Source organism: Neobacillus sp. YIM B06451 (assembly GCF_032667185.1).
Classification (GTDB): Bacteria; Bacillota; Bacilli; order Bacillales; family Cytobacillaceae; genus Bacillus_D.
This window is the reverse complement of sequence record NZ_JAVFKJ010000001.1, coordinates 43506-56802: the sequence shown is the minus strand read 5'-3', so window position 1 is coordinate 56802 and position 13297 is coordinate 43506. Positions and strand designations below refer to the sequence as shown.

Annotated in this window: 11 protein-coding genes; 5 read left to right on the top strand and 6 right to left on the bottom strand. The window is 45.5% G+C overall.

The features are described from left to right. Positions 1-20: 20 nt before the first annotated feature. A complete protein-coding gene (locus tag RB160_RS00240; RefSeq protein WP_316568211.1) occupies positions 21-266 on the bottom strand; it encodes a YuzB family protein in 246 nt (81 codons plus the stop codon). Positions 267-518: 252 nt separating this feature from the next. Here RB160_RS00240 and RB160_RS00235 point away from each other — a divergent pair, with 252 nt between their 5' ends. Further along, positions 519-2048 (top strand): hypothetical protein, encoded by a 1530-nt coding sequence (locus RB160_RS00235; RefSeq protein ID WP_316568210.1) that lies wholly within the window; start codon positions 519-521, stop codon positions 2046-2048. A 116-nt stretch (positions 2049-2164) separates the two neighbouring features. On the opposite strand, the gene RB160_RS00230 is transcribed toward RB160_RS00235, so the two are convergent. Together RB160_RS00230 and RB160_RS00225 are read right to left on the bottom strand one after the other, a co-directional pair. Beyond that, complete coding sequence (locus tag RB160_RS00230; RefSeq protein ID WP_316568209.1) at positions 2165-3094, bottom strand: aldo/keto reductase; 930 nt, start codon at positions 3092-3094, stop codon at positions 2165-2167. Positions 3095-3125: 31 nt separating this feature from the next. Continuing rightward, the gene (locus RB160_RS00225; protein WP_316568208.1) at positions 3126-3710 is read right to left on the bottom strand and encodes a class I SAM-dependent methyltransferase; all 585 of its coding nucleotides are present in this window, start codon (positions 3708-3710) and stop codon (positions 3126-3128) included. Positions 3711-3966: 256 nt separating this feature from the next. Between RB160_RS00225 and RB160_RS00220 the strand changes: the two genes are divergently transcribed. Together RB160_RS00220 and RB160_RS00215 are read left to right on the top strand one after the other, a co-directional pair. Next, positions 3967-5184 carry a thermonuclease family protein gene (locus tag RB160_RS00220; protein WP_316568207.1) on the top strand — a complete coding sequence of 406 codons (1218 nt, stop codon included), beginning with the start codon at positions 3967-3969 and terminating at the stop codon, positions 5182-5184. A gap of 143 nt (positions 5185-5327) precedes the next feature. Further along, positions 5328-5738: a DUF6944 family repetitive protein gene (locus tag RB160_RS00215; protein WP_316568206.1), complete on the top strand. Its 411-nt coding sequence runs from the start codon at positions 5328-5330 to the stop codon at positions 5736-5738. A gap of 50 nt (positions 5739-5788) precedes the next feature. Here RB160_RS00215 and RB160_RS00210 read toward each other — a convergent pair whose 3' ends face one another. Continuing rightward, on the bottom strand, positions 5789-7270 hold the full coding sequence (locus RB160_RS00210) for an amidase (RefSeq protein ID WP_316568205.1): 1482 nt from the start codon (positions 7268-7270) through the stop codon (positions 5789-5791). A gap of 213 nt (positions 7271-7483) precedes the next feature. Continuing rightward, entirely contained in the window at positions 7484-8311 is an 828-nt protein-coding gene (locus RB160_RS00205) for an alpha/beta fold hydrolase (protein ID WP_316568204.1), read from the bottom strand. Between the two features lie 532 nt (positions 8312-8843). On the opposite strand from RB160_RS00205, the gene sstT reads away from it, so the two are divergent. Together sstT and RB160_RS00195 are read left to right on the top strand one after the other, a co-directional pair. After that, positions 8844-10082, top strand: a complete 1239-nt coding sequence (gene sstT / locus RB160_RS00200) for a serine/threonine transporter SstT (protein ID WP_316568203.1) — start codon at positions 8844-8846, stop codon at positions 10080-10082. Positions 10083-10331: 249 nt separating this feature from the next. Then, positions 10332-12158 (top strand): CocE/NonD family hydrolase, encoded by a 1827-nt coding sequence (locus RB160_RS00195; RefSeq protein ID WP_316568202.1) that lies wholly within the window; start codon positions 10332-10334, stop codon positions 12156-12158. Positions 12159-12233: 75 nt separating this feature from the next. On the opposite strand, the gene RB160_RS00190 is transcribed toward RB160_RS00195, so the two are convergent. Beyond that, positions 12234-12599 (bottom strand): hypothetical protein, encoded by a 366-nt coding sequence (locus RB160_RS00190; protein ID WP_316568201.1) that lies wholly within the window; start codon positions 12597-12599, stop codon positions 12234-12236. Positions 12600-13297 lie beyond the last annotated feature (698 nt).

Below are 13297 nucleotides of genomic sequence, written 5' to 3'. Positions count from 1 at the left end.
GACTATCCTGATGTGAAGCTTTATTCAAAAATCGCAAGCTCCTTTTCAATCTGCTTTCGGATTTTTTCCAGGCACTCCTCGGGGGTTTTCGCAAAAACCCTCTTCCCATTCACAATCGCAAACGGGCTTCTCGCACACATCCCGCAAAACGACAGGCAATCATTCTGGAGAACGGACACTTCCGGGTATTCCGATTCGAGGATCGTTTCAATATCAAGCACATTGATGCTGTTGCTTTGGCATATATCCACGATGACAATTCCCATAGTGGCCCCTCCCCCCTTTTTTTTAAAAAACCATCAAATTTAGTATACCCTTCATTCCGCGTCGATATTGCTGTTTTGCTTTCTGAGGCTAGCGTCCCAAGAAAGTCATTTTTTACGGGATGGTGTCTAAAATTGCTACAAAATTATAGCGAAAATTATTTTCCACAAAATGCATCTTTTTCTCAGATTTACCCACAAAAAGAAATTCCACCCACCGAAACGTATGGTAAATTCAGTTAGGGGGTTTTACATTTGAAAAAGTCATTGAAGATTGCAGTACCAGCCCTTGCTCTTGGATTGGCATTCTCCTCTGCAGCAGGAAACGTTTCGGCCACTACCGTGGGACACAAATCCGAAGTAAAGGTTTCAGCTTCTGTCTCGGTAAAGGCGTCTGCCAAGGATAAAGAAGCAAAAAAGCGCCTTGCATCCATACTTAAGAATATTGCCAAGGTAGAAGCAAGCACGAGCAAACTGGCAAAAGCTACGGCCGAGCTATATGCGAAAGCGGCAACCGGTACAATTTCGGCTAAAGCAGAAGCTGAATTTTACTCAAGCACATCGGGCAAATTGAAGGCAAACAGCAACCAGCTGAAAGCGTTCAAAAAACAGGTCGACCAGGTGGCCAAAAAATATGGAAAAACGGAATCAGTCATCGCGGCCTACGCTAAAATTACAGCGCAAACAAATGTCATCTCCCAGGAACAAAAAAAGCTTGCCGATTTGCACAACCAATTTGTCCAGAAGCAAAAACAAATTGATGTAGCCAAACTGATGGCTTCCATTCAGGATAGCGTCGTAAAAGCTGAGGCAAAAGTGGCCGCACTCTCAAAGGCAACAGCCGATTTTTATGCGAAAGCGGCAACCACTCCCGTTACGGCTCAAGCTGAGATGGAGTTCTATAAGAAAACATCAACTGATTTAGGTTCCGCGTCAAAAGAGCTCGCAAATGCGAAAAAGCAGCTCGATGGACTAGTGAAAGTATATGGGAAAACAGATGTAACGATAGCCCTCTATGCAAGAATTACCGTCCAAAATGATGCAATTGCCGTAGCAAAAAAGAACCTTGATAACTTGCACAGCCAGTTCCTTCAAAAGGAAGCCGCCAAGCAGCTCGCCTCCTTCAATGAAGCCCTAGTGAAGGCCGAAGCAAACCTGGCAGCCACTTCAAAGAATATTACGGATTTTTATGCGAAAGCGGCAACCACTGCGGTAACCGCAAAAGAAGAGGCGGATTTTTATAAAAAGTCGGCAGGGGAAATTACTGCGCATGCGGTCCTCTTGTCTTCTTTAAAAAAGCAGCTTGACGCTCACGTCAAACTAAACGGAAAAACCGATGCCACAGTTGCCATTTATGGAAAAATCACCGTCCAAACATCGGCGAATGCCGCTTTGAAAAAGAAGCTGGACGAATTGCATAGCCAGTACCTGAAGGCTGAAGCAGCGAAACAAGTAGCCGTGATCTCCGGCGAGGTGGCCAAAGCCGAAGCAAAAGTGGCTGCAACTACGAAAGCAATCGTCGACTTTTATGCAAAAGCGGCAGCCACTCCTGTTACGGCAAAAGCAGAAGCGGAATTTTACGTGAGCATGACGGGCGAACTTGCCACAAGCTCCGTCCAGCTTGCAGGACTGAAAAAGCAACTCGATGAATATGTAAAAAAACAAGGGAATACAGAAGCTTCATTGGCGGTTTATGCGAAAATAAATGCCCAAAATCAGGCAATTGCCGCGGCAAGCAAAACACTTCTCGAATTGCATATTAACTTCAAACCGGCATCAGCTTAATTTTTAAAGGAAGGCTTTTTAAAGGCCTTCCTTTTTACGTTTTATCCAAGGTACAATTGGGTGCTCCAGCCTTGAAGCCTGAAATAGTGTCAGGATTTAAGCTAAAGCTCTTTAACCTACTCCCTAAACGCAAGGTCGATTTGGCGTATTTCATCTTCCGTCAAATTGACATCCAGCGTTTTCAAGTTATTCATTACTTGTTCTGGCCGTTTTGCTCCCGGGATGATCGCATCAATGACATCGCGTGTCAAATACCAGGCGAGGACGACATTTGCAATATCCGCGCCTTTTTGCTCAGCGATTTCCCTTACTTTTTCTACTTTTTCCAAAGCTGCCTCAAAGGTTTCCTTTTGGAAAAACTTCCCGCGCTTCCCTTCAAGGTTTGTATTCATGTCGTACTTCCCGGTCAAAAGCCCTTTTGCTAGCGGGAAATAAGGGATAAATGAAATATTTTTTTCGCGGAAATATGGAAATAAGTCCTGCTCGGCACTGCGGTTCAGCAAATTATATTCGCCCTGATAAACATCGATGTAGCCATCCTTATTTGCTTCCTTCAACTGCTCAAGCGAAAAGTTGGAGACACCGATCGCACGGATTTTCCCTTCGTCCTTCAGACGCTTCAACGCTCCGACCGCCTCATCCTTTGGCGTATTCTTATCCGGAAAATGAATATAAAACAAATCGATATAGTCCGACTGAAGACGGTTAAGGCTTTCCTCGACGGAACGGGTCAAAAATGCCGGGTCATTGTTATGAACAACTTCATTCCCGACAAATGTATAGGAAGCTTTTGTGGCAATGACCGCTTCCGAACGTTTACCGGCCTCTTTTACCACCTGTCCGATAATTTCCTCGGACCGCCCCAATCCGTAATAGTATGCAGTATCGAAAAAATTAAGGCCATTTTCCAAACCGGCCCGGATCATGTCATAGCTTGCCATTTCATCGATATTCGGATAAATATTATGCCCCCCGACCGCATTCGTTCCCATGCCAATCGGATTCACCTCTAATTCCGTCCTTCCAAGCCGCGTCTTACGTGCCATTCCCAACCATCCTCCCTATATGTAGTAAATTTCATTCTAACAAACCGGGCTTTCTGCAAAAAATGATTTGCCGCCCTTCCTGTTCATTTTCTTCAAAAAAGAGAACCTCCCACTCCCAAAACTGCTCCAGCAGTTCATTCGGCTTGAGCCGGAATCGTTCTGAAACCTTCCCCCCTTCCTTATTAGGAGAATTATAATACGTCTCCATAAAGAAATGGCCTCCTTCCTTCAAAAGGCGCTTAACATAAGGAAACAAGGAACGGTCCAAATAATTCGCAATCACAATAAGGTCATACGCGCCATTTTTAAATGGAAGATTTTCCGAATCAGTCAGGTCCATAACCGAGGCATTGATATTTAATCTCCTCTTCACAGCGAGCTCCCGCACAAACTCAATTGCTGTTTCCGAAATATCGACTGCCTCAACCACGAAACCCTGTTCTGCCAAGTACAAGCTATTCCCGCCTAAGCCGCATGCGAGGTCAATGGCAGTCCCTCCCTGTACAGTTGGAGAAAGGTTTTTCAACCGTTCATTCGGCAAAGGGTCGGACATGTCCGCCAGCCGTTCTTTATGCTTCTTGTTCCATTTTGCTCTTGCATAGTCTGATTGCAGCATGAAGTTACTTTCCTCCATTCCATTGGCGTTTCATTATTTAAGTTCAACAAAACGCTTGTTAGACCCTTCCTTTTTAAAAAAATATCGCGATTCCATTGCCGGTTTAAAGTGATTCTTTCTATTAATAAGATTTTTCATCGCTCCACTGTTGCTTGGCAAAGTAACTTATTTCCCTATAAGCCATTAAATACCATCATATCCAACTTAAAAATATTGGTATAATTGGTAGCGAATGATTATTAGGGGGAAAGAGAAGTTGAAGCTTATTAAGACCATTATGATGATTTTGCTGCTGTTGTTTTTGTTGATCCTAACGACTGCGGCACCAATCGCCTTGATTGGCGTGGCTGTTTACGGGGCAGGTTTTTGGCTGAGCCACCAGAAGTCAAAGGGCAAGGTTTATTTTAAAAAACCTTGGTTGTTCCTGACAGCGGGAGTTGTTTTGACCTTTATTCTGGTAGGAACATTTGCCGAGGCGACCGAGGGCCAAGCCTCTTCCAAGCCAGCTGTAAAAGTTGACAAAAATGCTGGCGAAAAGAAAGCCGCTATAGATAAAGAGAAAGCGGACGAAAAGGCCAAGGAAGAACTTTTAGCAAAACAAGCCGCTGAGGAAAAGGCCAAAGAGGAAGCAGAGAAAGCAAAAGCTGAAGCTGAGGAAAAAAAACTAGCTGAAGATAAAGCAAAAGCTGAAGCAGAAGCGAAAAAACAGGCCGAGGAAAAAGCAAAGGCTGAAGCGGAAGCGAAACGTAAAGCTGAAGCTGAGGCAAAAGCCAAGCAGGAAGAAAAAACTAATGCGCTCGTTGCCGCCCTTGCACTTGAAAAGGTTACGGTTGGCCGTGTAGTCGACGGGGATACAATCCATACAACCGACGGCAGAAAAATCCGCTTCGTCGGAGTGAATACGCCGGAATCAACGACTAGGCACGAACCCTACGGCAAGGAAGCAAGCGATTATACGAAATCGAGATTAAATGGGAAACAAATCTGGATCCAAAAAGATGTGAGCGATACGGACCGGTACGGACGCCAGCTCCGCATCATCTGGCTTGCTGTCCCAACGAATGACATGGATGAAAAGGAAATTCGCGCAAAAATGTTCAATGCCGAGCTCGTCCTGAACGGGTACGCGGAACCTTCCACTTACCCTCCCGATGTCAAATACAGCAATTACTTCGTGAAGTTTGCACGGGAGGCGCGCCAAAACAACAAGGGACTATGGGCATATGGGCCGAACGGGACAACGAAAGGCGACCTTGATCCGAAACCATCAGCTCAAGGCACTTCACAACCTAAGCCGGCTGCCTCCCAGCCTGCTAAATCAACTACAACGACACCACCCGCCGGAACGAAAACCGAGTTTTTCAAAAACTGTACTGAGTTAAGGAAAAAGTATCCGAACGGCGTGCCATCAACGCATCCAGCCTATCAGGCAAAAATGGACAGGGACAAAGACAACTACGCCTGTGAACGATAAGGAGTGAAGCCATTTCGGCTTCACTTTTTTATTGGGTAAAAGTTTTTCGAATAGATTACCGAACCAGAATATCACTTAACGTTCAAACAAATCAGACCCCTGTTGAATACATTGAAAGTATCATTGCCGGGGCGGTGTCTTAAATGGAGTATGCCAAGTCAACAAAACAGAAAGAAAAGAATGTTCAGGAGAAAGAACTTGAGGAGCTTAAATTAACTCTTGAAAAGCAAATCGCAATCTCAATTTGGATCCAGGCAATCGGGCAGATAATGGAAGCCATACTCGTTTTAAAACTATTATCTATAAGCGATAAAACTGAAGGAGAGCAAACACTGGCTACCGGGGTTGTGTTCCAGATGATTGGGCAAATTGTGGAGTCGATAGGTGTAACAAAAGAAGTAACGCTTCGTGCACCAGGTGTTCTGCCAGAGGCCCAGCGAATTGCCATCACTGGTGATTGGCTCCAGTCGATTGGCGCCGCAATCGAAGCCATTGGAGGAGAAATGGTACTTACAGAAGAATTGCAAAGCGGACGGCCTGATTTTGTACCTTAAAAGGCGATTAAGTGAAGAAGAGGAACCCCCCCTCCCTCACTTAACCGCATTCACTTCAAGCTTATCCATTGGCTCGTTTGCTCGAGTTGGCCGGCTAGCCGGAATAGAATGTCTTCTTTTCCTTTGGCCGCCATAAATTGAACGCCGCATGGTAGACCGTTTTCTGTCATGTGCATCGGTACGGACATTGCAGGCTGGCCAGTTAAATTTGCCAGTTGGGTAAAAGGGGTCCTCATCAGGCTTTTCTCGGCAAGCTGGTCGACAATCCCTATTTTTTTGAGGACCCCTCCCATTCCGGACCTCCCAACTATCTGAATCGCCATCCTTTCAGTGGGCCCGGGCTCCAATTCGCCTATTTTTGCCGGTGGAAACGCTGTCGTTGGAGTTATGTAAAAGTCATAGGTTTCATGGAATTCTTCCATCTGATATGCCGCCCGATCCCATTCCCTGAGTCCAAGAACAAAATCTTCAGCGGATGTGGCTTTTCCTATAAGCCCAAGCAGCCAAGTGGTTGGTTCGACATCTCCGAACCTCGCTCTTCTGCCGAGTGTATCTTCAAGGGAAGCCAGTGTTGCTGCAACTTCACCGAAATATAGGGTTAAATAACTGTTTGCGATTTTTTTCCCATTGACCGGTGCATCCACTTCCTCTACATGATGCCCCATTTCTTCTAACAGCTTTGCAGTTTTATAAACTGCTTCCTTGCATTCCGGATCGACCTCCGTGCCAATTGGCGAGCGGACTGAAAAGGCAATTCGCCTCCCCTTTTCAAGCGAAATGCCAACCTCTTCAAGGTAAGAGCCCTTATATGGAGGTGCAAGGAAAGCCGCCCCTTTTTCATTAACAGCAAGTTCGTCCAGCATAGCTGCACTGTCTCTTACTGATTTGGTCAGTATGTGGTCGACTGATGCACCTTGCCAATGCCTTCCGAAAGATGGCCCTACAGGCGTTCTTCCTCTTGTAGGCTTCATTCCGAACAAACCGCAATAGGAAGCGGGGATTCGAATCGACCCTCCTCCGTCATTCGCTCCCGCAATAGGAACCATTCCCGAAGCAACCGCTGCCGCCGACCCTCCGCTCGATCCGCCCGGAGTGTGGTTTTCATTCCAGGGATTTCGAGTCGGCCCATAATGGGCAGGTTCCGTTATCCCCATCAATGCGAATTCCGGAACATTCGTCTGCCCCAGGAAAATTGCCCCTGTTTCCCTAACCTTTCGGACAAAAGCCGAATCCTGTTTTGCCCTATTGCTCTGCAGCGAGCTGGAGCCCGAAGTCAACGGCTCCCCTTCTATTTCCTGTGTAATATCCTTCATGAGCATTGGAACCCCCGCAAAGGCACCATCATCGCTCGCCTTCTCTGCCGCCAAACGGCCCTTTTCATACATTTTGTTGATGACCGCATTCAAACTGGGATTCAGCATTTCAATCTTTTTTATTGCTTCCTCCACCAACTCCCTTGGGTGAATTTCTTTCTTTTTTACAAGTTCGGCCAACCCAAGTCCATCATAATCTTTATACTCAAGAAACGACACAGCTTCTTCCTCCCCGCTTGTTTACTGTATTAATTCTCGTTCCAAGATTCCTATCCTTTAATGTTTCATCTGACAAGCCGAGGATTTCCCGCTCAATGTAATTTTGGTAATGATTTTTTCAAAAGCGAATTTGCCCCAGTTTGAAAAAAACAGGAGGCAACACTGCCTCCTGCACATCTTCACTTCCAATAGCCGATAGGAACGTCCCTCTCCTCACTTTTGGCCGCTAAGGAACTGGGTAACGATTTCGTTAAACTTCTCGCTATGTTCCCAAAACATCATGTGCCCTCCAAGAACCTTGACATTGGCATTTGGAGTTAGCTTTAGAAGGTATTCAGCTGCCTTATCTCCCCAATGCTCAGCAACAATGTTGAGAGTGGGAACAGAGCTGCTCGCACGTTTTGCTTCCTCGCGATAGTCCGAGAACATCCCGCTGGCAAACAAATTAGCGGCTATATAATAGGGGGTTTTCATTGATTGCTCAACAATCCAGTTCAGTTCTTCTTCCCCTAACTCCCTTTGAATCATTACGCCGGTTGTATAGCCACTGATAAACTCCCTTTGCCCCTGTGGATTCCTAAGGAATGCATTGTAAGCTCCTCCAATATCATCGAGAGTTCCCTCTACCCATTCCGTCTCCTGGTTAATCGATAATGATTTTGGCGGCATATCTACAAAAATTAATGACTTGATATTTTCTGTCCCATGCTGCCTGATATATTCCCAAATGGTTAAACATCCGAACGACCAGCCTACAAGAGTTACATTCTCAAGTTCCAATGCTGCCATGAGCGCGGCCAAATCGGATCCATGGGTTACATACTCATTTCCATGAAGAGTAATTGAAGAACGCCCATGGCTCCTCGGATCAAAAACAATGGTGCGGTTCGTTTTTGAAAAATGCTCCATCTGCGCAGAAAAAACTTCTGTAGTGAACGTAAAGCCTGGGATGAAAACGATCGGATCCCCACTCCCAGCCTCCTGGACAAACAACTCCACTCCCGGTTCTACCTCAATATAGGTTCCAGCTGCACTTGACATATTCTTCATTCCCTCCATTCTTAATCCTACTGTCTCTTTAATGATATTTAGGCAAATCTCTGAAAAATCCCTTCTTTATAAAAATATAATTTACACAATATTTTAACAATTAAATGTTAAGACTGCCTGCTTATGGAAGTATGGCAAAAGGTACCTCCCGTTTTCTTCCGGTCTAAATCACCTCTGAAAACTTAAAAAGGATGCATGGAACAAATGAGAATGCTGCCTTCGAAAATGACATGAATGCCATTCTCTTTTATATTGAAATAATAAAATATGCACAGAAATGAACTGGTTCAGGAACCTAGGGTAGGCTCTTGAATCTTAATATCTACAAATATATTTATGGATTTTTATTGAACAATTGTAAATTAAAGGTTTAACTTCCATGTTTCTTTCGGACAAAGTGATTTTACTCATTGTAATATATCTAAATTTTCAATATAATATTCTAAATTAACGTTATGCACAGATAGCTTTAAAGGCTATCATCAAGAAGCATCAAGTCAATTTGCACAAACGGGGGGAGAATATGAAAGGTCTATTTAAGAAATGGAATCAATTAAGCCTGGTCAAGCAAATCATCATCGGTTTGGTGGTTGGTATCATCCTGGCTGTTGCGATTCCTAGCGTAGCAAAGCCTTTAGTTATTTTAGGTTCATTATTTGTAGGCGCCCTGAAAGCAATCGCGCCTATTTTGGTCCTGTTCCTGGTCATGTCGGCCATCGCGCAGCATAAGAGCGGCCACCAAACGAATATGAAATCAATCATTGTCCTTTATCTTCTGGGAACCTTTCTGGCTGGATTAATCGCGGTTATTGTCAGCTTTGCCTACCCTGTCAGCCTGACTCTTGCAGAAGGTGCGGAGGATTTATCGGCCCCGGGTGGAGTTGTCGAAGTCCTAAAGACTTTGCTTCTGAACGTTGTCGACAATCCTGTAAAAGCGATATTCAATGCGAACTATATCGGTATCCTTGCCTGGGCGATCGTCCTGGGGATTGCCCTGCGCAATGCACCGGATACAACCAAAACACTTATTTCCAATTTTTCTGATGCCATAACAAAAGTTGTTACATGGGTAATCAAATTGGCTCCGCTCGGCATCATGGGCCTAGTTATTGAGTCAATCACAACAAGTGGCCTTGAGTCTTTGTTAAGCTATGGCAAACTGTTGGCGGTATTAATCGGCTGCATGCTGTTCGTCGCATTCGTTGTCAATCCGCTGATTGTATACTTTACAGCGCGCATGAATCCATATCCGCTTGTTTTCCAGTGTATACGCGAAAGCGGGATTACCGCCTTCTTTACACGTAGTTCCGCGGCCAACATCCCTGTTAATATGAGGCTTTGTGAAAAGCTTGGATTGGACAAGGATACGTATTCCGTCTCTATTCCGCTGGGCGCAACCGTCAATATGGCTGGTGCAGCTGTAACAATTTCCGTTTTAACACTCGCGGCCGTCCATACACTGGGAATTCAGGTTGATATCCCAACAGCGATCATTCTTAGTGTAGTTGCAGCAATTTGCGCATGCGGCGCATCCGGAGTAGCCGGCGGTTCATTATTGCTGATTCCTCTCGCGGCAAGCTTGTTCGGAATTCCAAACGATATAGCCATGCAAATCGTTGGTGTTGGCTTTATCATCGGTGTCCTCCAAGACTCCTTTGAAACAGCCCTCAACTCTTCAACAGACGTCCTGTTCACTGCGGCGGCTGAGTACAGGGAACGCCGAAAAGAAGGAAAAAGCATTAGTATGAAAAAAGCAATCTAATTTAAAGTGAGGCAGGGGACAGAATCCTCTGCCTCTTTTATTTTGTAAAAGAGATACGATCCTCTGCCTTACGTGATTCCACTTCCCATGGCCTCTTCGATTTTTTCCCGCCACATTTCTACACTACCAGCGTGTAAATTTGCAAAATACTCCATAAGTACCCTTCTATTTAGTACCTTTACAGTATCTAACAAACCGGCCTTGTTGTTTACTATGAATGTAAACCCTTACAAAAAGGAGGCTCGGCCAATGAGGTGGAGATATATCCGCTCTTGTATCTCACTGCTGATCATGGTGGCTCTTTTAGTGAATCCAGCCCTTAGCAAAGCATCTTCGAAAAGTACTGCCCCCGAAAAGACCCCTGCACCTTTGCAGCAATGGGAAGAAACAATATATGACCGGCCAGAGCAATTCTCAGGCTATAAAACAATAAAAGACATCTTTATCACGATGCGGGATGGGGTCATCCTCGCGGCCGATGTGCATCTCCCGGACGGGCCAGGCCCATTCCCTGTCATCCTTACACAAACCCCTTATAATAAAAATGTCAGCAATAAGGAAAATTTGAACGAATACTTTATTAAGCGCGGCTATGCCCACATGGTTGTCGATGTCCGGGGGACCGGAACATCCCAGGGCACGTGGGACTCCTTTGGCGAAGCGGAACAGCTCGATGGAAAAGAACTTGTCGAATGGGCGGCCCGCCAGCCGTGGAGTACCGGTAAAGTCGGACTTTACGGTTCATCCTACAGGGCAATCAATCAGCTTCTAACCGCCGCACATCAGCCGGATGGTTTGAAGGCTATTTTTCCGATTGTCCCGATGGCGGACATGTACCGGGACATCCTGATGTCGGGCGGTCTCGTTAATACAGGATTCATTCCGCTCTGGCTTGGCCTTGTAACCGGAAGTGGTTTGCTTCCGCCAACTTACACACTTTCGGAGCCGATCATGGCTTCCACCCTGTTGATTAGCCATGCCGGGCAAACGACAGGGTTTCCTGCCAGTACCCTAAGCTCCGTCTTGACTGGAGGGGAATTTGCGTATGACGGCCCGCAATCATGGCTGCGGTCTCCAATCACTGGGGCAGACCGAATCAACGTACCTGCATTTTTTACAGGCGGCCTTCATGATTTATTCCAGCGGGGAACGCCCCTTCTTTATGAAAAACTAAGGGCCAACGGCATCACAACAAAGCTGCTCATGGGGAACTGGACGCACGGGGATTATGGGAGCGGCCTTCCTGATGGCAATGTCCCTGCCCTCGATCAAGTCGCGCTTAGGTGGTTCGATCAGTACTTGATGGGGATCAATACGAACATCAACAAAATACCGGACGTCACACAATACGTAATTGGAGAGGACAAATTTATCGTCCAGCCTGGCTGGCCACATCAGAAAACTGCAGCAGAGAAGTTTTACCTGCGGGCGGGAAATCTTCTAACGAAAGACACACCAGCCTTGCTTGAACCTTCCAAGTCGATGTTCCAGCAGCCATTGAATGGGATTTGCTCTGGAAGCACAAACCAATGGATGGCTGGTACTCCAAGCGCCATTCCATGTACAAAGGACAATCGCCTGACAGAATTGACCGAGCTCACCTATACGACTGCACCCGCCAGTTCAGACCTCAAGGTTTCCGGGCCAATTGCCGCGAACATCTTCGCAAAAACAACAGCCAGGGAACTTGTCCTGTCTGTCCGGCTGACAGATGTCGCGCCAGATGGAAGCTCGAAGGAAATAACGGCAGGCTGGCTCGCCGCCTCCCATCGGGCAGTGGATGAAAAGAAAAGCAGGTTTTTGGATGGGCAAAACATCCAGCCATGGCACCCTTTCACGAAGGCTATGGTAAAGGAGGTCACCCCTGGGGAAGTCATGGAACTGAACGTTGAAATCTTCCCTTCTAATTTCGTCATTAAAGAAGGGCACAGTCTCCGCGTCGCCATCGGTCCAAGCGACTTCCCGCATTCCATTTCGCCTATACCAAATCTTCTAAACCAGCTTGGCGGTATAGCAACCATACTTAGCAACAAAACGTATCCATCCCACGTTGTCCTTCCGGTCGTTAAGGAGTAGAGGCCAGTCTGAATCTTTTTTGGAATATCAAAAAAGCAGCCAAATTTTCGCAAATTGGCTGCTTTTTATGTTGGGCTATTTGTCGAACCTGACCGGGATTTTAACCAAGGTGTAGTCCCTAGTCCATTTTTGAGTTGTGAGAATGAGAGTATCTCCCTGTTTTTCAAAAAACAGGCCACTTCCTTCCTTTTGGAAATAAGTCCAGCCGTACCGATTGACGAGCTCTATGATGGCCTGGTCAGCTGTTTCCATATTTCGTCCTCGAAGAATATACCATGCATAATTGTTTTCAGTTGATAGCCTTACAATCTGGCCATCCATTCCATTCGCTTTTTCTATAACTTCCTTCTTGCTCATTTGTTGAATTGGAAGCGGCGGATAGTAAATCTTGCTAGAGAAAAGAATTGCTCCGGCAAAAGTGGCCAGCACCACTGCCAGCACCCATTTCATCCGGAAACCTTTAGCCATTTGCGGTTAGTGTCTTTTTTTCCAGATTGATGCTTCCGCAACGGAAACAAACCTTTGACGAATTGGCAATCAATTTCTTGCATTTGAAGCACCTTTTCATTTTATCCTTCATCCCTGTTCCCTCCCAGAGAATTAGTGCAAAGCAGCCTAAGCAAGTGTACATAGGAAAAAACCTGAATTAGCCGATCGAGCGGCCCCAAGCGAACAACAGCGGCTTCTCTATAAGGGCCTTTCCAACAAATCCACTTTATTTTATTTGATTCAGACTTAGGTAAAAAGGTTACAAAAACAGGACTGCCTTTCTAGTAAAAATACTATCTATATCTATTATTCTATAGTGAAGTTAGAAAATCCTTTATTTCAGTGATTAAAATCAGAAAAGACAGAAAATTTAATGATGGTGATTTTCAGCCTCTCCTAATAACTAAACGGGCTTGAACATTTTTTCTAATATCTCGGTTTGACATCCCGATCCTCCTAGATTTATAGATTCTATTGGCCGCTAATCGCCCTCTACTATAATTTTATTAAATCCTATCTTAAAGTAAAATTCCGGGTGGTTTTTCCCACTAAAATAGGGCTTAAGGCCCTGTAAAGATGTAGGAGAGACCCCTGCTTTCACTTTTCAGGAAAATAAAAACAGGAAACGGCCTTATACCGTCTCCTGAGAT